Here is a 21,642-nt window from a genome sequence, read left to right as displayed (position 1 = left end):
TAAAAACATGAAAGTTCTAATTACAGGAGCAACCGGCTACATAGGCAAACGCCTTATCCCTCTTCTTTTAAACGAAGGGCATACTGTGGTTTGCGCTGTTCGTGGTAAGCTTAGAACGGAACAAAAATATTTTGACGAAGATGCTATTGAGGTTGTTGAAGCTGATTTTCTAAAACCTGAAACTCTAACAAATATCCCTAAAGATATTGATGCCGCTTACTATCTGATTCATTCCATGTCTACTTCTGTAGATCAATTTCATAAAATGGAAGAATCATGTGCCGTAAACTTTAAAAACTACATTGAAACTACCAAAGCAAAACAAGTCATTTATCTAAGTGGTATTACCAACGACACGAAGCTGTCAAAACATTTGTTGTCTAGAAAAAACGTAGAAAACACACTAAAATCAAATGTTTACGCCTTAACTGTTTTTAAGGCAGGGATTATTGTTGGCTCTGGCAGTGCCAGTTTTGAAATTATTAGAGATTTAGTTGAAAAACTACCGGTTATGGTTACTCCTAAATGGCTGAACACCAAAACACAACCTATTGGTATTCGCGATGTTTTAAGCTTTTTAATAAAGGCATTGGGAAAAAACGAACTCCACAATACATCCCACGACATTTTCGGACCTGAAATTTTAACTTACAAAACTATGTTGTTACAATTTGCCGAAATCCGAAAATTAAAACGTTATATCATCACGCTGCCTGTCATGACTCCAAAGTTATCGAGTTACTGGCTCTACTTTGTTACTTCTACATCATACAAATTAGCAAGGAGCCTTGTAAATAGTATGGGAATTGAAATTATTGGAAAACCAAGTAATATCAACTCCCTACTAAATATTAACCCCATGACATACAAAACTGCTGTTGAATTAGCTTTTGAAAAAATTGAAAGCAACCATATTGCTTCCAGCTGGAAAGATGCTCTTATTAATAGTCGACATAAAAAACGTGCCTCTAGTAAATATTTGAAGGTACCTAAATTCGGTTGTTTTAAAGACGTTAAAGAACAAACAGTCTTAGATGAACAACGCACATTAGATAAAATCTGGGCTATTGGTGGCGAAAACGGTTGGTATTATGGTAATTTTTTATGGCAAATTAGAGGAGTTCTGGACAAACTAGTTGGTGGTATTGGTTTACGTCGTGGCCGAACCAATAAAACGGAAATCCATACGGGTGATGCCCTAGACTTTTGGCGTGTACTTGTAGCTGACAGAACTCAAAAGCGACTAATACTTTTTGCAGAAATGAAACTACCGGGTGAAGCCTGGCTCGAGTTTAAAGTTAATAAAGGCAAAGTCTACCAACGTGCAACATTCAGGCCTCGTGGTTTAGCCGGCAGACTCTATTGGTATAGCGTATTACCTTTTCACGGTTTTATATTTAAAGGCATGATTAATCAATTAGCTAAAGCGTAACCTTTTGCCCAAAGTAATAAAAAAAGAACATCTTCCCTCTAAAATATGCCCTGTGTGTAACCGCCCCTTTTCATGGCGAAAAAAATGGAAGCATCATTGGAACGAGGTAAAATATTGTAGTGAAAAACGCAAACGCAGCAAAATAAAACAAGTCTAATCTGGTTTCGAAATAATTTAGATAATTCTTACAAATAAATACTTTTCTCAATCTTTTAAACAAAAAAAACGTAAGCATGCCAGTGCTATTTTATGGAATATGAAAGACAACGCATTGGTGAAACAAGAAAATTACCGCATATTGAAACGCCACACACTAAACGAGAGAACAAGAATACTAAAAAATAAATAGCATAAAAATGAACTGTTAATTTTTTGTTTAACTTTTTCGATTAAAACATAAACATTTTGTATTTTTGAGTAAATGTGAAAATTTGCTTTTTATAACCACACATAAAGACCATGAAATTACACGACAAATTAATGATTTGGTAGGTAAGCCATTTTCTTTTTGGACCTCTTTAAAACTAAAAGGCATAGGATCTAAACGTATGATTATTGAAGATACCAGTCCTAATTTTGATTCTATTTTAAACCAAGTTAGCGACCTAAACTATGCAAATATTGAATTGCGACCACAAGGAATTCTAGTACATATCACTAAAGGCTTAAATCGCTTTGTTTGGGTCATCCCTTATTTTAAATTAAGCATTTACAAAACCAATGGGCTAAGTATTCATGCTAATGGTAGTTTTATTCGTTTTAGAAAAAGCAAAACTTTCAATGAAAACAGAGCATTTTTCAATAAGCTTTTAAATCTAAAATTAGAATTCACTAAGCGTTATAATTTCAATATCAATTGATGACTAAAACATTTTCAGAACAGGAACTTGACCGAATTATTGAAATGGCTTGGGAAGACCGAACTCCTTTTGAAGCTATACAATTTCAATTTCAGCTTAAAGAACAAGACGTTATTGAAATTATGAGGCGAGAACTAAAATCCAGCAGTTTTAAACTTTGGCGCAAACGCGTTCAAAGCCGTAAAACAAAACATCAAAAATTATGCGATTTCGAAAAAGGACGGTTTAAATGCAGTAGACAAAAACAAATTACCGGGAATAAAATATCAAAAAGATAAATGAAGTAAATTTTTAAAATAACATTTAATTTAAAAGCCATGAGTACAATTGAACAAGCCTTAGAATTTGAACAAACAAGTTTAAAATCACTATCTACAAGTGATCGCATTAAATTGTCCAGACAGGCGAAATCCTTGATTTTAGATCTAAACCAAATATATAAGAGCAAGAAAGATCAAAACATTATGGATTTAATGAAACGATTAACAACCATTAAACGTAAAGTAGAAAAGCGTTTAAAGGTTTAAATCACAAGCATACGCTTAACAACATATAAAATGAAAACAGTAATTATTATTGGAGGTAGTAAAGGTATTGGAAACGCTATTCTAGAACAACTTTTAGAGACCCACAAGATTATAAACTTAAGCAGAACAGCTCCGGACCAGGTACACCCAAATTTACACCATATAACTTACAATGTTTTAAACGATGAATTACCGGAAATTCAAACAGCCGATGCTTTAATATATTGTCCGGGTAGTATTAATTTAAAGCCCATAACTAGATTATCTCTTGACGAATTTAGACAAGATTTTGAAATTAACGTTTTGGGAGCTATTAAAGTTATTCAACACTATTTACCTGTTTTAAAACAAAGTAAACAACCATCAATTTTACTTTTCAGTACAGTAGCAACCAAATTAGGCATGCCTTTTCATACCAGCGTTGCGACGTCGAAATCTGGAATTGAAGGCTTAGTTAAGTCTCTAGGTGCCGAGCTGGCTCCTAATATTAGAATAAATGCCATTGCGCCATCGGTGACAGATACCGAACTAGCGTCTAAATTACTAAGAAACGATAAAATGGTAGAGACCATCACAGAGCGTCATCCGTTAAAAAAAATATTAAAACCAGAAGAAGTTGCGGAAATGGCTGTATTTTTAATATCCGATAAGTCAGCTTCCATGTCTGGTCAAATTTTCCCAATGGATAGCGGCATCGTTACATTCAAACTTTAAAAAACTAAAATTCAATCAATGAAAAAATCAATTTTAATCCTAGTTACTATGTTTTCATTTTTTACAAAATCTAATGCACAGGCTACTCCAATAGAATCTATTTACGACATAGAAATAAACAGCCTTGAAGGCGAACCTATCGATTTATCTACTTTTAAAGGCAAGAATATATTGTTTGTTAACGTGGCTTCTAAATGCGGATTTACTGGTCAGTATGAAGATTTACAGAAACTTTACGACATGCATCAAGACAACCTTATGATTATAGGCGTACCGTGTAATCAGTTTGGCAGTCAGGAACCTGGAACAGCTGACGAAATTCAAACCTTTTGTGAGAGAAACTATGGCGTTACGTTTTTAATGACTGAAAAAATTGATGTAAAGGGAGACAACCAACATCCTTTATACCAATGGCTAACCCAAAAGTCTAAAAACGGAAATATGGATACTTCTGTAAAATGGAATTTCCAAAAATATCTAGTGAACGGCAACGGACAACTTGTGGATTACTACCTGTCAGCAACCAAACCGTTAAGTGATAAGATTACTAAACATTTACTATGAAAATTCTAAAGTACTTTTTAGTCTTTCTTATCATTAATTTTAGTGCTTTGGCTTTAGGAGTCTGGCTTATGCAAAACGGACCTCAATCGTCATGGTACCTTCATTTAAACAAAGCCCCATGGACACCTCCTGGGTGGCTATTTGGTGCTGCATGGAGTTCAATTATGCTATGCTTTTCAATATACATGGCTTTTTTGTGGCATAAAAATTTAACCGAAAAGGTAAAAGCATTGTTCGTACTTCAGTTTATATTAAATGTAGGCTGGAATTTAGTATTTTTTAATTTGCGTCTAATAGGTCTAGGTCTTCTGGTAATTCTATTATTAACGGCCATAATATGCGTTTTTCAATACGATTACCGAAAGGTATTAGGTTTAAAATCGCTACTTATAACCCCGTATATGCTTTGGTTATTTATAGCAAATTCACTTAACTTATACATTTGGCTTTACAACTAAATCATGAAAATATACACCTTACATAGAAAGCAAAATCTCCCGATAAGCGTTGACGAGGCCTGGGCCTTTTTCTCTAACCCTAAAAACCTCAAAACCATAACACCCGATTATATGAGTTTTGATATTCTTGCTGGAGGCGATCGCCCTATGTTTGCAGGTCAGATTATTCAGTATATGGTCACCCCTATTTTGGGCATAAAAACCAAATGGGTTACTGAAATCACTCATGTAGAGGATAAACACTATTTTGTAGACGAACAACGCTTCGGTCCTTACAGTTTATGGCATCATAAGCATTTTATAAAACCAATTGAAGGTGGTGTTGAAATGGAAGATATTATAGACTACAAACTTCCTTTAGGTTTCATCGGACAACTCGCTCACCCTTTTATTGTTAAGCCTAAACTAGAGGAAATTTTCAATTACAGAACAAAAAAACTAGAAGCTCTTTTCGGAATACTTTAAATGAAAAAAACAATCAATATATTCTGGTTTCGTCGCGATTTAAGACTCCATGATAATCATGGTTTGTATAAAGCTTTATCTGGCAAACACCCCGTTTTACCTATTTTTATTTTTGATACTGAAATTCTGGAAAAACTTCCAAAAGATGATGCTAGGGTAAGCTTTATTTTCGATACGCTTCAGAATATCAATTCAACACTCAAAAAAAAGCATAACAAATCTTTAGCTGTTTATTATGGTAAACCAGAAGAGGTGTATAAAACCATCTGTGAAACTTATACTTTAAACACGGTATTTACCAATCATGATTATGAGCCATATCCTATGAATCGCGACTCTAAAATTGAGACTTTTTTAAATACAAAAGGTATTCACTTTAAAACGTTTAAAGATCAGGTTATTTTTGAGCGTAACGATATTATGAAAGCCGATGGTTCGCCTTACGTAGTGTATACACCCTACATGAAAGTTTGGAAGTCAACATTCAAAACTCAAAAGACAGAACCGTATCCAAGCGAAGACCTATTAAGTAATCTAATTGAAAATAACGACCTGCCAAATATCGATTTAAACTCGATGGGGTTTATTCGTTCCTCACAAAAAATTGAAGATTACACTGTAACTCCAGAAACAGTTGCTTCTTATGAAGATACAAGAAATTTTCCTGCAAAAGACGCAACGTCTAAATTAGGCCCTCACCTGCGTTTCGGAACTGTAAGTGTAAGAAATATGGTCAATAAAGCTAATCAGTCCAAAAACGAAGTATTTCTTCAGGAATTGATTTGGCGTGAGTTTTTCATGCAAATTTTATGGCATTTTCCGCATACAGTAACGGAAAGTTTCAAACCTAAATACGACCGTATTGTTTGGAGAAATAATGAAGAGGAATTTAAGTTATGGTGCGAAGGAAAAACAGGTTATCCGTTAGTTGATGCCGGCATGAGACAACTCAATCAAACCGGATTTATGCATAACCGTGTAAGAATGCTTGTTGGCAGCTTTTTATGTAAACATCTATTAATTGATTGGCGTTGGGGAGAAGCCTATTTTGCCGAAAAACTCCACGATTATGAAATGGCTAGCAATATTGGGAACTGGCAATGGGTTGCTGGAAGTGGTGTTGATGCCGCTCCCTATTTCAGAATATTTAATCCTACCACACAAATAGAAAAGTTCGACAAAAATTTAGAGTATATTAAACAATGGGTTCCCGAATTTGAGGAGCTCACCTACCCTAACCCTATAGTTGATCATAAATTTGCTCGCGAACGTTGCTTAAAAGTTTATAAAGAAGCTTTAAACAATTAAGAAGTAAGTATAAAATCACAAAAATCACGTTATAAATAGTCTTTATTTTTTAACTTTAAAAGAACTAAAACTAATAAGATTATGACTGATTTAGATATAGCCAAAACGGTTACCTTAAAGCCTATTTCTGAAATTGCCAAAAAGTTTGGTGTAGATACTGAGGACATTGAAATGTACGGAAAGTATAAGGCCAAACTACCTTTAAAATATATCGATAAAGAAAACGCCTCAAAAAGCCATTTAATATTAGTTTCTGCTATATCACCAACTCCGGCCGGAGAAGGAAAAACCACGATGTCCATTGGCCTTTCTGAAGGCTTAAACAGGTTAGGTAAAAAAACGACGGTGGTTTTAAGAGAACCCTCATTAGGACCAGTTTTTGGCATAAAGGGAGGTGCCACCGGTGGCGGATACTCACAGGTGCTACCTATGGAAGATATCAATCTTCATTTTACCGGAGATTTTTCGGCAATTGAAAAAGCACATAACCTCTTATCAGCAATTATTGATAATAATATTCAAAGCAAAACCAATTCCTTACAATTAGACCCCAGAACCATCAGTTGGAAGCGCGTCGTAGATTTAAACGACCGAGCTTTAAGACGTGTTATTGTAGGTTTAGGAGGCACAACGTCGGGTATTCCAAGAGAGACGGGATTCGATATAACTGCGGCTTCCGAAATTATGGCTATTCTTTGTTTAGCACAAAACATTACCGATTTAAAAACACGATTAGGAAATATTTTTATCGGCTATACCTTTAATAAAACCCCAATATATGCTAAAGATTTAAAAGCTGAAGGCGCTATGGCTGCCTTATTAAAAGACGCTATAAAACCAAATTTAGTGCAGACTATAGAAGGTAATCCGGCTATTATTCATGGTGGCCCCTTTGCTAATATTGCTCAAGGAACCAACTCGGTAATTGCCACCCTAATGGGAATGTCGCATTCTGAATATACGGTAACTGAAGCTGGTTTCGGATTCGATTTAGGCGCCGAAAAATTCTTTGATATTAAATGTCAAAGTGCAGGATTAACGCCTAAAGCAGTAGTCCTTACTACAACTATTCGCGCTTTAAAATACCACGGCGGAGCAGAGTTAAATTCATTAACAACAGAAAATCTTGAAGCTTTAAAAAAAGGACTTCCCAATCTTGAAAAACACCTTGAAAATATTACAAAATTTAAAGTACCTGCTATTATTGCAATCAATAAATTCTCCAGTGACACAAACGCAGAAATTGATATTATAAAAGAATTTGCTACCTCAAAAGGGGTGAAAATTGCATTAGCCGATATCTGGGCAAAAGGTGGCGAAGGCGCTTTAAACCTAGCTAAACAAGTTATTGAGGTTGTGAAATCAAATACATCGGATTTTAGACCTTTATACCATTGGAAATCTCCTGTTAAGGATAAGATTGAAACCATTGCTAAAGAAATTTATGGTGCCGAACATGTAGATTACACAAAGAAAGCGAAAGCCAACCTGAGAAAAATTGCAGATTTAGGTTTAGATGCATTACCTGTGTGCATTGCCAAAACTCAAAAATCCTTATCTGATAATCCCAAATTATTAGGTCGTCCAAAAGATTTTATTATCACCGTTCGAGAAATAGAGATTGCTTCTGGCGCCGGATTTTTAATTCCGATTACTGGCGATATTATGCGCATGCCCGGGCTTCCTGCCCACCCTGCTTCAGAACATATTGATATTAATGATGAAGGTGAAATTACCGGTTTGTTTTAATTCTAGCCTAGAATACACAGTAAGATTTTCAGTTCAATACCAAAGCAGATATATTCAATAAACGTCATTTTATTTCTATATTGATGTATTTATTTTAATTTAGGCCTTTTTCAAACGCGAAATTAACCTATCATTTGCTTTCTTTTCTTATGAATAAACTAAGAAACTACATTTTTCTTTTAATTTGCTTCAATACTTTACTTCTAGAGGCGCAACACTATAAAAACCAATTCTTAACAGAAATAATGCTAACCAAGGATTTGGTTGAAATTATCGACTGGAGTCGTTTTCACAATATGTCTAAGACTTCTCCTCAACAACTAATGATGGGTGAAATATTGCTAAACACCAATAAATATGCTTTATCATCTTGGTGGGAAAAACGTGGATTTTCAAATACACCATTAGACAATTATTTGAACTTAAAAGGAGTCTCTGAACATTATATTCGACCTGTAGCAGCCGAAGCTGAAGCATTGGCAGCATCATTAAGAATGGGACTCTACAACAGTTCAGTTACAGGGGTACCAAAAGAAGAGGCTCAGGCTAAAACCATTCAATTAATTAAAAGCTTAGTTCATACGCACGTTTCTAACTCTGCCGAAGGTTGGGGAAGAAAATGGCAATCTGCGTTGTGGGCTGGTTATACAAGTTTTGCAGCATGGATGATGTGGGACAAATTAGATGAACTCACCCAACTGGAAACATTAGCAATGATTTACAACGAATGTGATTGGATCATAAAAGACAAAGACTTACCAACCATAAAAACCTACCAAGACCTCGATGGGGCCTTTATTAGTCCTGGTGATACTGGTGCCGAAGAAAATGCCTGGGATAGCCTGATACTAAGCGTAGCCTGTGCCATGATGCCTGAGAACCCTAAATTTAATGAATGGATGAACAAAACCATTTTCCTAAATATCAATGCCCTTGCAAGTCCCAGCGATTTAGATATTAATAAAAAATACAACGGTAAACCTTTAAAAGAATGGTTAGTTGGCACTAATATTAATGACGATGGCACCATTGTAAATCATCATTTTATCCATCCAGATTATATGACTTCACCATTTGAGTTTAATGCTGTAAGGTTTTTTGAATTAGCAAAATCACCAACACCTAAGGCTTTAAGAAGACACTTGAATTTAGTATATAAAGCATTTACCGAATTACATTTTAAAGAAGGAGATACTATTACAGGGGGTATTGTAAAGTCTCCTGGAGGTACAATTTTTAAAACTAAATCGGATGCCATCTTTTATCCCTTAGGAACTGATTGGGGCGAAGGGCGACGCATGAATTTTGTCTCTTTTTGCAGCACAGTATCCGCTTTCTCCAATAACAAATCAATACGAAAAGAAGCTTCAAAATGGGTTTTAAAATATGGACAAGTTGTACTAGACATGCAAAACCGTTTTGACGATAAACATACTTATTTAGATAAAAGTGAGGATAGCTATCCCTCTCGTGAAGAATGGGTAGCGGATAAGGCTTTAACAGCATATCTTACAGAAACACTTAAATTACTTAGTAAACCTAAATTTACAAATAAGAAATTTTAATGTTTCTTTATCACTCACATCTAAAGCTGAGATAAATGTTATTATAGCCGAAAATGATGCTGAAGCCGAGCGTTTGTTTATATCATCATTAAGAATGATTATAGGTATGTTTACAGGCAAACGTGATTATATAAATCCACCAACGGAGATGACTTCAGATTTAAAGGAAATTATTCAGCATCCTCAAATTCAGAATATGATTAAATACAGTTTCGTTGGAAGCAAGGAAACGGTTAAAGAAAAGATTATTTCATTTTTGAATAAAACGCAAGCTGATGAATTGATTATTTCTACAAATGTTTATTATATTAACGACCGCTTGTATTCCGTTGAAAAATTTGCGGAGGTAATGCGAGAAATTAATGAAAATGAAGTAGAATAGAAGTAGTTTTAAATAAAAAAAGGAGCAATAAAATAGCTCCTTTTTTTGTTTTATCATAAAGATTGTAGACTATTCTACACGCTCAATCTTTGCACCTATGGCTCTTAAACGTTCATCTATATTTTCGTAACCTCTATCTATTTGTTCAATATTTTGAATGGTAGAAGTTCCTTTTGCAGAAAGGGCAGCAATAAGCAAAGATACCCCGGCACGTATATCTGGTGATGTCATGGTCATGGCTTTTAAAGTTGATTTAAAATCATGCCCGATAACAGTTGCTCTGTGTGGGTCACATAGAATGATTTTAGCTCCCATATCGATTAACTTATCGACGAAGAATAAGCGGCTTTCAAACATTTTCTGGTGAATCAAGACACTCCCTCTGGCTTGTGTAGCAACTACTAAAACAATACTTAGTAAATCTGGTGTAAATCCAGGCCAAGGGGCATCAGAAATAGTTAAAATAGAACCATCGATAAAACTTTGAATTTCATAACCATCGATATGCGCTGGAATGTGAATATCGTCACCTTGTTTTTCAACGGTGATTCCTAATTTTCTAAAGACACTAGGGATAATTCCTAAATCGTTCCAAGATACATTTTTAATGGTAAGTTCACTTTTTGTCATGGCAGCTAAACCAATCCAGCTACCAATTTCAATCATATCTGGTAACATGGTGTGGTCTGTTCCGCCTAAGCTTTCAACCCCATCAATAATTAGCATGTTAGAACCAACACCGCTAATTTTTGCCCCCATTCTATTCAGCATCTTACATAATTGCTGTAAATAAGGCTCGCAAGCTGCATTGTAAATCGTGGTTTGTCCTTCGGCTAAAACGGCGGCCATAACAATGTTTGCTGTACCTGTTACCGAAGCTTCTTCAAGCAACATATAAGTTCCTTTTAATCTTTCAGCTTCAACACCGTAAAATTGTTCTTCTTTACTATAACGGAATTTAGCACCTAAATTAATAAGCCCTTCAAAGTGCGTATCTAAACGACGGCGACCAATTTTATCACCTCCCGGTTTGGGAATATACCCTTTACCAAAACGTGCTAAAAGCGGTCCGACAATCATAATAGAACCACGTAAACCGCGACCATCTACTTTAAATGCATCAGATTCTAGATATTCTAAGTTAACGTCGTCTGCTTGAAAAGTATAAGATCCTTTTCCTATGTTCTTAATTTTTACACCAAGATTTCCAAGTAGCTTTATAAGCTTGTTAACATCAACAATATCAGGAATATTATTGATTGTAACGACTTCCGGCGTAAGTAACACAGCACATAAAATTTGTAAGGCTTCGTTTTTGGCTCCTTGAGGCTGGATGCTACCTTTTAATTGATGACCTCCTTCAATTTTAAATGTTCCCATAAATACTTAGAAGCGTTTTCTTTGACGGTTTGATGAATTTTTTTTGTGGTGACCACTTTTTTTATTGCTATACTTGGTTTTACTTCTCATTAAACTAGAAGCGTCAGACAAGTCTTCTTCTGAATTTTTCAGGTTGATTTTTCCTCCTGAAAGTTCAAACAGATGGTCATAAATTACATCGTCTTCAACCGTATCTTTGTTCCAATTTAGGAAACATTTTTTCATGTGGTTAGCAATGGTATAGGTCAAGGCCTCTTTAAGATCTCCTTCTTCCCAGGTGTTTGCTACATCAATCATGGTTTTTATATTGTTTCCGTAAAAACGATATTTAGGAAAATTTTGCGGGTATTTTAATGGCTCTGGTCGTTCTTCGAAAAGTTCTTTTGTAGGTTTTTCGTAAGGCGAATCAACGTCTAATTCAAAATTAGACATCATAAATAACTGATCCCAAAGTTTATGCTGGAAGTCGGGAACATCACGTAAATGTGGTTGCATGTTTCCCATAACTGCAATAATAGCCTTAGCTACTTTATTACGTTCTTCTTTTGTTTCACGAGACTTGGCATAACTAATCATTTTTTGAATATGACGACCATATTCCGGTATAATTAAGTGCTCGCGCTCGGTATTGTATTCTAAATTATCTATTGTCAAAATAAAGTGTGTGAAGTTAAAAATTCTTGCATGTAGTTATTCTGCTAGTGCAAAGTACAAAAAAAAACTAAAGGCTAATAACACCCTCTATTTTTTCTGCAACTTCTTTATATTTAGCAATTACAGCATCAGGGTTAGACATACATAAATTTATAGAAACACTGGTGTACTTGCCATTTTTTGAGGCTGTAGTATGTATTACAGCACCCATATTATTAAAGATATTCTCTAAATCTGAAATTTTAGCGGCTTCTGTTTTTACAATAAATTTATATAAATATTCCGAAGGCCAACTTGCTGTTTCGAATAATTGCTCTCTTAATTTTTTATAAAATTCTTCTGAATTTGAAGGTGTACTCATAATCTTTCTTGTATACTGCAAATATAAGCTTATAATAGTAGAAAGCACATTTTTTATAGAGCAAAAGTAGGCTATATACAATCTCTATCTTGTGCATTTTTTTTATAACAGTTAAATTCCGAATTTTACAGCTAAAACAGAATAGGGTTGAATACTAAAAGAATTGTGATTACCGGTGGCCCCGGAACGGGGAAATCTTCGTTAATTAACGAATTAATAAGGCGAGGATATACGTGTCTTGAAGAAATATCGCGTCAGGTTATTTTGGAAGCTCAAAAAGAAGGCGTGGATCAATTATTCCTATCAAACCCGTTACTGTTTAGTGAGTTGCTTTTAAAAGGGCGAAAACAACAATTTGAAGAAGCTAATACTCACTCATCTGATACTATCTTTTTTGATCGTGGTGTGCATGATGTTATTGCTTATATGGATTTTATTGGCGACACCTACCCGAAACATTTTGTTGATGCCTGTGAAAATTTGGTTTACGACACAGTTTTCATTTTAAAACCGTGGGAAACGATTTACACTTCAGATAACGAACGTTACGAAAGTTTCGAACAGGCGTTGCAAATTCACGACCATTTGTTAAATACTTACAGTCAGTATAATTACAAATTGATTGATGTGCCTTTTGATACGATTGAAAATCGAGCGGATTATATTTTAAGAGCTTTACAAATGTAAATGGAGCATCCCATAAACATATTAGAACGCTATTGGAATTATACGTCTTTTAGACCGCAACAAGAAGCTATTATTAACGCGGTTTTAGAAGGCGAAGATACCTTTGCTCTACTACCAACAGGAGGCGGTAAATCGTTGTGCTTTCAAATTCCGGCTTTAGCTAAAAAAGGCATTTGTATTGTAGTATCGCCTTTAATTGCTTTAATGAAAGATCAGGTAAAGCAGTTAAATGACAAAGGCATCAAGGCTATGGCCTTAACGAGTGGTATTAGTTACACACAACTAGACACCATGCTCGATAATTGTGTGTACGGAAATTACAAGTTTTTATACTTATCACCTGAACGATTACAACAGGAATTGGTTCAGGAGCGTATCCGCCAGATGAATGTTAATTTAGTTGCCGTTGATGAAGCACATTGTATTTCGCAATGGGGAAGCGACTTTAGGCCAGCGTATAAAAATATTGCTATTTTACGTCAGTTACATCCAACGGTTAATGTTATTGCGCTAACGGCATCGGCCAAACCAGAGGTAATTGAAGATATAGTAAAAGAACTAGATTTTATTAGCCCTAAAATTTTTAAACAATCGTTTTTTAGAGATAATTTGGGCTATATGGTGTTTCATGAAGAAGATAAATACTACCGACTTCAAACTATTCTTAATAAATATAAACAACCCTCTATCATTTATGTTCGTAACCGGAAAATGACTTTAGAGGTCAGTTCGTTTTTAGAATCTAAACATATTTCGGCAACTTATTACCACGGCGGGTTACCTACAGATGATAAAGATAAACATATGAACTTGTGGTTAAGTGACCAAAAACAGGTTATGGTGGCTACCAATGCATTTGGCATGGGTATAGACAAGCCCAATGTTAAAACGGTGGTGCATTTAAATCTGCCTGAGAGTATTGAAAGCTATTTTCAGGAAGCTGGTCGAGCAGGTAGAAATGGCGAAAAAGCCTTCGCTGTTATTTTAAAAAATAAAAGTGATGAGGAACTGGTTAAAAATCAGTTTTTAAAAATATTACCAACTGTTGATTTTGTAAAACAAGTATACCGAAAGTTGTGTAATTATTTTCAAGTATCTTATGGCGAAGGAGAATACATGACATTCGACTTCGATTACAATACCTTTTGTAAAACCTATAATTTTAACGCTATTTTAGCCTATAACGCCCTGTTGTTATTAGACCGAAATAGTATTATTACACTTTCAAAACAGTTTAAAAATAAAGTGTCAGCTCAGTTCATTATTTCAAGTCCGGCACTTTTTAAATATTTAGAAACACGGAAGAATTACGACATCATCGTAAAGTCCATTTTACGAATGTACGGAGGGATTTTCGATCATGATACAAAAATAAATGTAGCTAAAATTGCAGAGAAAGCTTCGGTTTCAGAGAAACAAATCACTGAAATTTTACTTCAGCTTGAAGCTGATGAAGTGATTACGTTAAATTTAGCCAGAACCGATGCTCAGGTCACTTTTATTGAACCTCGCGAAGATGATAAAACCATCAACAGAGTGGCCTCAATAATCAAACAACAAAACAAATTAAAGGAAGATCAGGTTCATGCAATGCTGGATTACATTAATAACGATTCGGTTTGTAAAAGCATACAGTTGCTTTCTTATTTCGGAGAAAAAGAAATTGAGCCCTGTGGTATTTGTTCGGTTTGTATTGCTAACAAGAAAACGCCACAAAAATCACAAGACATTAGTCTTTTAAAACATAAAGTGATTGAGCTTTTACAGGAAAAAGAACAATCGTCTCGCGAATTAATTTCAAATTTAAAATGTAATGAAACCGAGCTAAAAAATGTGCTCCGTTTATTATTGGAACACGATATTATTAATATTACAAAAACAAATACATATAAATTAAGTCATTTATAAAAGAGACTTCTTTATAAATGATTCAAAACAATAAATAGTCATACAATGAAAGATTTACGAATTGTATTTATGGGTACTCCCGATTTTGCGGTGGATACTTTAAAAACTTTAGTAGAAAACAACTATAATATAGTAGGTGTTATTACCGCGCCTGATAAACCAGCTGGTCGTGGTAGAAAGCTTCATGAAAGTGCAGTAAAACAATATGCAGTTTCGCAAAACTTGAACGTTTTACAGCCTACCAATTTAAAAAATGAAGATTTTTTAAATGAATTAAAAGCATTAGAGGCGAATTTACAAGTCGTTGTTGCATTTAGAATGTTACCAAAAGCGGTTTGGCAAATGCCTGAATATGGGACATTTAATCTTCATGCATCATTATTGCCTAATTACCGAGGGGCGGCACCAATAAACTGGGCTATTATAAATGGTGAAACCACAACAGGAGTTTCTACCTTCTTTATTAATGAAGATATCGATACTGGCGACATGATCATGCAAGAATCTATTGATATAGATCCCGAAGAAAATGTTGGAAGCCTTCATGATAAGTTAATGACAATTGGTAGCGCTTTGGTTTTAAAAACAGTAAAGTTAATAGCAACCGAAGATGTTACAACGACACCACAGCAGGATACCGCAGAGATTAAAACAGCCTATAAATTAAATCGGGACAACTGTAAAATTAATTGGGAAGCACCGATGAATGATATTTATAACTTAATTCGTGGACTAAGTCCGTATCCTGGAGCTTGGTGTACTTTAGTTAATGGCGAAGAGCATTTAGATGTGAAAATTTACGCTTCAAGCAAAGAACAGGCAGATCATAATTATAATTTAGGAGATGTGGTCGCTTCGAAAAAAGAATTAAAAGTAGCTGTACAAGATGGATACCTTAATATAAAGGAGATTAAATTGCCAGGTAAACGCGCTATGGATGTAAAAGCACTTTTAAATGGTTATGAGTTTCATTCAAATGCTAAAATGCTGTAAAGCCCTGTTAATACTGATATTTCGAAAACATCGACGAAAAACATCTTTGTTATTAACAAATGACAGAAGTTATCAACAAAACTTGGCATTTCCCTTGCTATTACTTGCATTATTGAGATATCCGTATAAATTTGTAGTAGGATTTAACACAAACGTTTAACCAATTTATTAATAATTAAATTTTACATTATGAACAAAACAGATTTAATCGATGCGATGGCAGAACATGCTGGAATTACTAAGGCTGCAGCAAAAAAGGCTTTAGAATGTGCACTAATTGAAATTGAAGGAGCTTTACAAAAAGGTAACAGAGTTTCTTTAGTAGGATTTGGTTCTTGGTCAGTTTCGAAAAGAGCAGCTAGAGAAGGTAGAAACCCACAAACTGGAGAGACTATCAAAATCAAAGCTAAAAACATTGTAAAGTTTAAAGCTGGTTCAGATTTATCAGACGCAGTAAACTAATTAGAATTACAACATTAATATTGAAAATGCCTTCAAAATTTGAAGGCATTTTTTATATATAAACCTAAAGTGTTGCATTTTTAATAAATAAATGTTAGATTTAAATTACTAATTCATCGATAGTATGATTACAATCCAACCAAAAAAAGGAAATCTGTTAATCGCTGAACCTGCTATAATTGGCGACGTTTCTTTCAATCGATCTATTGTGTTATTAGCAGAACACTCTCAGGAAGGGTCTGTGGGGTTTATTTTAAATAAACCTTTAGACTACAGTATCAACGACTTGGTGCCAGAAGTAGAGGCTAATTTTAGAGTCTACAATGGCGGACCTGTAGAACAGGATAACCTGTATTTTATACATAGAATTCCCGATTTAATTCCCGATAGTGTTGAAATATCACTGGGTATCTATTGGGGTGGAGATTTTACCAAAGTCGCCGAATTAATTTCATCAAACAGTATAAAAGAAGACGAAATACGATTTTTTCTTGGCTATTCGGGATGGGCAGCTCACCAATTGGACGACGAATTAAAATCGAATTCCTGGTTGGTTACTGAGAATGTTTACAAAAATGAAATTATAGGTAAAGATTACGAATCATTCTGGAAAGAAAAAATGTTGGAATTTGGAGATGAATACAGCATTTGGTCTAACGCTCCAGAAAATCCAAACTACAATTAGCTTAACCTGATTTTTACGTTTAATTTCTGTAAAATTGTTTTAGCTACTTCATTGACAAACGTTTTCTTGCGGTATTTTGATACCGGTATAATTCCTGAAATTACATTAGTAATAAAAATTTCATCAGATTTTTGAAGTTCAAATGGTGATACAGATTCTTCAACTAATTCATAATCTTCTAAAGTCTTTACAGTATCTATAATCTGTTTGCGCATTACACCTTTCAAACAGCCGTCGCTAAGCGGTGGCGTTTTAATGGTATTTCCCTTTACTAAAAATACATTTCCATTAAGTGCTTCAACCACATGTTTATTGGTATTTAAAATTAAACAATTATTTAAATTGTTCTCTTTGGAATAAATACTTCCAACTACATGCAACGCTTTATTGTTGGTTTTTAATGTAGAAAGTAAACTTGGCGACACGTAATAATCTTTAAACAAATCCACTTCATAAAAACCATCATTCAGCTCATAAAAATCATTTTCCAATGGTTTAACTGAAATATTAAATCCTACAGCGTTGGTTTGCGGTAAATACAGACCTCCTTCATTTCTATGAACCGTTAATTTTACTCTAGCTGAAGCGTCGGTCAGATGATTTGCTTTTAACGTGTTCTGTATTTGTTCTTCAAGAAATTCCATTGTGAAACTCATCGGAATTTCCATACGCATAATACGCATAGATGCCATTAATCTGAAATAATGATCTTCCCAAAACAGTAATTTCCCGTGTGAAGCTTTAATAGTTTCAAAAAGCGCATCGCCGTAAGCATAACCTCTGTTTTGTGTTGAAAGAATATTGGTTTCTGCTAAAATATTTCCGTTGTAATTTGTCATAAAAAAATACCCTGTCCTCTTTTTTTAGAGAACAGGGCACAAATATAATTGAAATATATTATTTAGTGACTATGCAGATCCTAATACCTGCTTTAAACTGGAAATTTGATTATCCCAAAGCATTTTTGCTTCGTCAACCTCATCTTCTTCGGCGAAATCGGTTACGATTAAAGATACATCTTTAGTAATTTCATCTACTTGAATTTTAATTTCAAAATAAGATGTTGTGTCCTCTTCGTCGTTCAGCCATCTGAATTTTACACGCTCACCACTTTTTTTACTAAGTAGCTTCGCTTTTTCTTCACTACCATCCCAAATAAAAGTAAATAATTCACCACGAGAATTTACATTGTCAGAGAACCATTCTGATAAACCAGAGGGTGTAGAGATGTATTGGAATAATAATTGAGGGGAAGCGTGTATTGAGAATTCTATTTCAAATTTAATTTTATCATCCATAAAGTACTATTAAAAAATTATTTAGCCCAATATATACATTAATTAAGACCTGTGATAATATTTTTTAATAATATTTTTTTTCATTTTGTGTTTGTGTGAATGAATAATGTTTCTATATTTGCACCCACAAAACGGCGAGGTAGCTCAGTTGGTTAGAGCGTCGGATTCATAACCCGGAGGTCGCGGGATCGTGCCCCGCTCTCGCTACAAAATGTAATCAATTCACAATTAACGGTTTAACAAAAGTTAAACCGTTTTTTTATGTTTACATCTAAACAAATCTTTACATTTGCATACGAAACTGCATACGATTTGTCCCAAAAAAAGAATTTCACAGCTCCTAAAATTTACACCACAAAAGGTGATTTAAGTAAACGTTGGTACGTTTATTTTTCATTTCGAAATCCAAAAACAGGAAAATCAAAACGTGTTACACCTTTCTATGGCGATGTCAATAAATACAAAACCAAAGAAGAACGCATGGAAGGCATCCAATTGTTCTTCACGAAAATTAAGATTAACCAATTCTTTTACATCTTCTTCATTAAGACTTTCATAAAGCCGGTTGTCTACATTGTCTGATCTTAGAATAACAGGTTGTCTCTTTTTAAGATTATGTACCTTTTCAAATAGCTGTGAGGCCTTTTTAGTTAAGATACTAAAGGTGATATATTTACCAATAACGGTATATATACCAGCTAAAGCCAAACCTTTATCTTCCTTTTGTTTAATGTAGAAAGTGTACTTTTTATTGTTGTGTTCATGTGTTTCAAAAAAGCCATTAACAGGAATAATACATCGCTGTGTCATTAAACATTCACGATACATAAAATGACTAAAAAGCTTTAAGGATTGTGCATTTAATCCAGCTCCAAACTTAACAGCTTCTTTATAATACGGTTAATGTCATCTGGGGTTTTATAACTTGGAACTATGCCCCAAACACCTGGCGCTAGAACATCAGATCTTTGCTGCGGAATAACTAACATATTAGGATGCGAAAAACCATTTAAATGGTATCTGGGTTCATCAAAGTATTTCTCCCAGTTTTCATCACTAATTTTAACGTATACTTGCGTTCTAAATCCTTAACTTTTTTGAGTTGAGCCGTATGGAAACACATCTACAAAGTTTTGATTGTAATAAAGTTACAAAAGATAGCTGAATCAATTAAAAGTTTGTTTAATAATCACTTTAAATCAGAAATTAACTTTTTAAATATTGAATTGAATAAAAAGAATCTTAAAATCTATAAATCTCATCTTCTGTTAATATCTTCCAATTATCAGTTCTAAATGGTAAAGCAGGAAAACCTTCATTATTATAGAGATTACAATCTCCAGCATCATCTGCCCATCCGTAGCGAACAGCCTGAGGATTTATAACGTCTTTTGAATATACAATTACTTTATTCTCTTCAATATATGCTTGCGCATAATAAAAAACCTCATCTGAATCTGCTATTTCAAAACCTTTTAAATAACCATATTTATCTGAAGCTTTTAATCCTGTTCCTATATTATTAAATGTCAGGATTGCCTTGTTGTTATCAATTTCCATAGACTTAAATGCAGGACCACGGCTTACTATTTTTTCTTGATAAATATCGTTTAATGCCATCGCAGCTAGCCGCTTCCCTACCTCTTGTTTATTTGTAGGATGTATATCTTTAGGATTTCCTATATCTATAGTTACAGCCATATCGGTATTTGTAACATGATCTTTAGTATAATTTTGAGCCTCTCTTAACTCCGCCCATTTACTACCTTCATTGCTATTACCTCCAAATTCATCAAAAGTCGATAATTGGACAAAATAAAATGGAAAATCTCCCATATTCCAATGTTTACGCCAATCTGCAATCATTAGAGGAAATGCCTTTTTGTATTGTACTGCACGATTAACATTGGCTTCTCCCTGATACCAAAGTACACCTTGACAAGCATAGGGTATTAATGGATTAACCATGGCATTGAATAACAAAGACGGGTATGAATTTGGCGATACTGAACTTTTCACATCTGTTACCTGGTATTTCCAATTCCCTGAGAGAGAAATTTCAGTTTGACCTACATTCAATTTTAAATCTGAAGCCTCTCCCCATATTCCACCACCACCCGCATAATCGAATATTTTAATAGAAATAACATTTAGACCTTCTTTTAATATATGCTCTTTAATTTTATACACACGATTCTCGTCATAGCGCTTGGTAGTTCCTACTTGTTCCCCATTAATATAAGTAGTATCCTGATCGTCTATTTTGGCTAATTCCAATACGGCCGGCTTACCAGCATCCTCCTTAGAAATATTGAAAGATTTACGCATCCAGACAACGCCATCAAGATCTCCTAAGTCCTGTTGCTCCCATAGTTTAGGGGCATAAATTTCTGGCCAATCAGAATCATTAAAACTTATTTTTTTAAATTCATTTTGATGAGACGCTTCAATTTTATTTCCTTGAACTTGTTCTATACGGCGGTAAACCTTCTTTTTTTGTTGTTCTTGCAGAGAATCGATATTCACATTGGGCATTTGTGAAATCATATTTTTAAACTCTGGACTTCCCTGAAAAGCCTCTCTACTTGTCCAGGTTTCAACACAGGTACCACCCCATGACGTATTAATAATCCCGATTGGAATTTTTAATTTTTTATATAATTGCTTTGCAAAAAAGTAACCTACTGCGGTAAAGTCGCCTACCGTATTTTTATTACATATTTGCCAATTACCGCCTGTTAAAGTTTTTTTTGGTTGCCCACTCATAGCCTTTTCTACCAAAAACTGCCTGATTTCCGGGTAATTACAATTTTTTTGTTCTGCATAAAAATTATCAGCTTGACTTACCGGCCACTCCATATTAGATTGTCCGCTACAAATCCAGACTTCTCCAATTAAAATATCTGTTAACTCGATCTGGTTTTTACCTTCTATAATCATTTTAAAAGGCCCTCCCGCTTCCTGATCTTTTAAAACTACACTCCAATTCCCGTTCCTATCTGCCTTTGTTTTTAAAACCTGATTTTTAAAAACTACCTTTATAGCCTCATGAGGTTTTGCCCACCCCCATACCGGTATAGGTTTATTACGTTGCATTACCATGCCATTTGTGAACAATTTTGGTAATTTAACCTGCCCACCCACAGTAATGCTTAAACATAAAATTAAAAATGATAAAATAGTTTTCATG

General features: G+C 34.4%; 25 protein-coding genes and 1 tRNA gene. 19 read left to right on the top strand and 7 right to left on the bottom strand.

Annotation, left to right across the window (positions count from 1 at the left end; translation table 11 throughout):
* Positions 1–7: 7 nt before the first annotated feature.
* The 13 genes from ICJ85_RS00180 (at position 8) to ICJ85_RS00120 (ending at position 10,024) form a co-directional block, all read left to right on the top strand.
* Positions 8–1,432 (top strand): SDR family oxidoreductase, encoded by a 1,425-nt coding sequence (locus tag ICJ85_RS00180; RefSeq protein WP_188221750.1) that lies wholly within the window; start codon positions 8–10, stop codon positions 1,430–1,432.
* A gap of 4 nt (positions 1,433–1,436) precedes the next feature.
* Positions 1,437–1,589 (top strand): DUF2256 domain-containing protein, encoded by a 153-nt coding sequence (locus ICJ85_RS00175; protein WP_194420783.1) that lies wholly within the window; start codon positions 1,437–1,439, stop codon positions 1,587–1,589.
* Between the two features lie 256 nt (positions 1,590–1,845).
* Positions 1,846–2,292 carry a hypothetical protein gene (locus ICJ85_RS00170; RefSeq protein WP_241739458.1) on the top strand — a complete coding sequence of 149 codons (447 nt, stop codon included), beginning with the start codon at positions 1,846–1,848 and terminating at the stop codon, positions 2,290–2,292.
* The gene (locus ICJ85_RS00165) at positions 2,292–2,570 is read left to right on the top strand and encodes a TIGR03643 family protein (RefSeq protein WP_188221749.1); all 279 of its coding nucleotides are present in this window, start codon (positions 2,292–2,294) and stop codon (positions 2,568–2,570) included. Before ICJ85_RS00170 ends, ICJ85_RS00165 begins: the two co-directional genes overlap by 1 nt.
* Positions 2,571–2,609: 39 nt before the next feature.
* The gene (locus tag ICJ85_RS00160) at positions 2,610–2,819 is read left to right on the top strand and encodes a hypothetical protein (RefSeq protein ID WP_188221748.1); all 210 of its coding nucleotides are present in this window, start codon (positions 2,610–2,612) and stop codon (positions 2,817–2,819) included.
* 30 nt (positions 2,820–2,849) lie between these two features.
* Entirely contained in the window at positions 2,850–3,533 is a 684-nt protein-coding gene (locus tag ICJ85_RS00155; RefSeq protein ID WP_188221747.1) for an SDR family NAD(P)-dependent oxidoreductase, read from the top strand.
* A 48-nt stretch (positions 3,534–3,581) separates the two neighbouring features.
* Positions 3,582–4,097, top strand: a complete 516-nt coding sequence (locus ICJ85_RS00150; RefSeq protein WP_188222449.1) for a glutathione peroxidase — start codon at positions 3,582–3,584, stop codon at positions 4,095–4,097.
* Complete coding sequence (locus ICJ85_RS00145) at positions 4,094–4,555, top strand: TspO/MBR family protein (RefSeq protein ID WP_188221746.1); 462 nt, start codon at positions 4,094–4,096, stop codon at positions 4,553–4,555. Before ICJ85_RS00150 ends, ICJ85_RS00145 begins: the two co-directional genes overlap by 4 nt.
* Positions 4,556–4,558: 3 nt before the next feature.
* Positions 4,559–5,020: an SRPBCC family protein gene (locus ICJ85_RS00140; protein ID WP_188221745.1), complete on the top strand. Its 462-nt coding sequence runs from the start codon at positions 4,559–4,561 to the stop codon at positions 5,018–5,020.
* Positions 5,021–6,328 carry a cryptochrome/photolyase family protein gene (locus ICJ85_RS00135; RefSeq protein WP_188221744.1) on the top strand — a complete coding sequence of 436 codons (1,308 nt, stop codon included), beginning with the start codon at positions 5,021–5,023 and terminating at the stop codon, positions 6,326–6,328. It abuts the gene before it with no gap.
* 81 nt (positions 6,329–6,409) lie between these two features.
* Entirely contained in the window at positions 6,410–8,077 is a 1,668-nt protein-coding gene (locus tag ICJ85_RS00130; RefSeq protein ID WP_188221743.1) for a formate--tetrahydrofolate ligase, read from the top strand.
* 245 nt (positions 8,078–8,322) lie between these two features.
* Complete coding sequence (locus ICJ85_RS00125) at positions 8,323–9,642, top strand: hypothetical protein (RefSeq protein WP_188221742.1); 1,320 nt, start codon at positions 8,323–8,325, stop codon at positions 9,640–9,642.
* Between the two features lie 106 nt (positions 9,643–9,748).
* On the top strand, positions 9,749–10,024 hold the full coding sequence (locus ICJ85_RS00120) for an LLM class oxidoreductase (protein WP_188221741.1): 276 nt from the start codon (positions 9,749–9,751) through the stop codon (positions 10,022–10,024).
* A gap of 69 nt (positions 10,025–10,093) precedes the next feature.
* Here ICJ85_RS00120 and murA read toward each other — a convergent pair whose 3' ends face one another.
* The 3 genes from murA to ICJ85_RS00105 all read right to left on the bottom strand — a co-directional run bounded on the left by murA (position 10,094) and on the right by ICJ85_RS00105 (position 12,419).
* Positions 10,094–11,404 carry a UDP-N-acetylglucosamine 1-carboxyvinyltransferase gene (murA, locus tag ICJ85_RS00115; protein WP_188221740.1) on the bottom strand — a complete coding sequence of 437 codons (1,311 nt, stop codon included), beginning with the start codon at positions 11,402–11,404 and terminating at the stop codon, positions 10,094–10,096.
* 6 nt (positions 11,405–11,410) lie between these two features.
* Positions 11,411–12,058, bottom strand: a complete 648-nt coding sequence (locus ICJ85_RS00110) for a DUF4290 domain-containing protein (RefSeq protein ID WP_188221739.1) — start codon at positions 12,056–12,058, stop codon at positions 11,411–11,413.
* 67 nt (positions 12,059–12,125) lie between these two features.
* Positions 12,126–12,419 carry a DUF493 family protein gene (locus ICJ85_RS00105; protein ID WP_188221738.1) on the bottom strand — a complete coding sequence of 98 codons (294 nt, stop codon included), beginning with the start codon at positions 12,417–12,419 and terminating at the stop codon, positions 12,126–12,128.
* 147 nt (positions 12,420–12,566) lie between these two features.
* Here ICJ85_RS00105 and ICJ85_RS00100 point away from each other — a divergent pair, with 147 nt between their 5' ends.
* The 5 genes from ICJ85_RS00100 to ICJ85_RS00080 all read left to right on the top strand — a co-directional run bounded on the left by ICJ85_RS00100 (position 12,567) and on the right by ICJ85_RS00080 (position 17,154).
* Positions 12,567–13,106: an AAA family ATPase gene (locus ICJ85_RS00100; protein ID WP_188221737.1), complete on the top strand. Its 540-nt coding sequence runs from the start codon at positions 12,567–12,569 to the stop codon at positions 13,104–13,106.
* Entirely contained in the window at positions 13,107–15,014 is a 1,908-nt protein-coding gene (locus ICJ85_RS00095) for a RecQ family ATP-dependent DNA helicase (protein WP_188221736.1), read from the top strand.
* A 45-nt stretch (positions 15,015–15,059) separates the two neighbouring features.
* Positions 15,060–16,007 (top strand): methionyl-tRNA formyltransferase, encoded by a 948-nt coding sequence (gene fmt, locus ICJ85_RS00090; RefSeq protein ID WP_188221735.1) that lies wholly within the window; start codon positions 15,060–15,062, stop codon positions 16,005–16,007.
* A gap of 189 nt (positions 16,008–16,196) precedes the next feature.
* Positions 16,197–16,469 (top strand): HU family DNA-binding protein, encoded by a 273-nt coding sequence (locus ICJ85_RS00085; RefSeq protein ID WP_188221734.1) that lies wholly within the window; start codon positions 16,197–16,199, stop codon positions 16,467–16,469.
* Positions 16,470–16,593: 124 nt separating this feature from the next.
* Positions 16,594–17,154, top strand: a complete 561-nt coding sequence (locus tag ICJ85_RS00080; RefSeq protein WP_188221733.1) for a YqgE/AlgH family protein — start codon at positions 16,594–16,596, stop codon at positions 17,152–17,154.
* Here ICJ85_RS00080 and ICJ85_RS00075 read toward each other — a convergent pair.
* Positions 17,151–17,993, bottom strand: a complete 843-nt coding sequence (locus tag ICJ85_RS00075) for an aminotransferase class IV (RefSeq protein WP_188221732.1) — start codon at positions 17,991–17,993, stop codon at positions 17,151–17,153. The genes ICJ85_RS00080 and ICJ85_RS00075 overlap by 4 nt on opposite strands.
* A 69-nt stretch (positions 17,994–18,062) precedes the next feature.
* Positions 18,063–18,452: an START-like domain-containing protein gene (locus ICJ85_RS00070; RefSeq protein WP_188221731.1), complete on the bottom strand. Its 390-nt coding sequence runs from the start codon at positions 18,450–18,452 to the stop codon at positions 18,063–18,065.
* A gap of 133 nt (positions 18,453–18,585) precedes the next feature.
* On the opposite strand from ICJ85_RS00070, the gene ICJ85_RS00065 reads away from it, so the two are divergent.
* Positions 18,586–18,659, top strand: a tRNA-Met gene (locus ICJ85_RS00065).
* Between the two features lie 213 nt (positions 18,660–18,872).
* Here ICJ85_RS00065 and ICJ85_RS00060 read toward each other — a convergent pair.
* On the bottom strand, positions 18,873–19,262 hold the full coding sequence (locus ICJ85_RS00060; RefSeq protein ID WP_241739457.1) for an SOS response-associated peptidase family protein: 390 nt from the start codon (positions 19,260–19,262) through the stop codon (positions 18,873–18,875).
* Positions 19,263–19,694: 432 nt separating this feature from the next.
* Positions 19,695–21,641: a sialate O-acetylesterase gene (locus ICJ85_RS00055; protein WP_188221730.1), complete on the bottom strand. Its 1,947-nt coding sequence runs from the start codon at positions 21,639–21,641 to the stop codon at positions 19,695–19,697.
* Position 21,642: the final 1 nt, after the last annotated feature.

The sequence above is a fragment of the Aestuariibaculum marinum genome (assembly GCF_014596975.1).
Lineage (GTDB): Bacteria > Bacteroidota > Bacteroidia > Flavobacteriales > Flavobacteriaceae > Aestuariibaculum > Aestuariibaculum marinum.
Note: the sequence above shows the minus strand (reverse complement) of the source record. Positions and strands in the feature narration are given on the sequence as shown.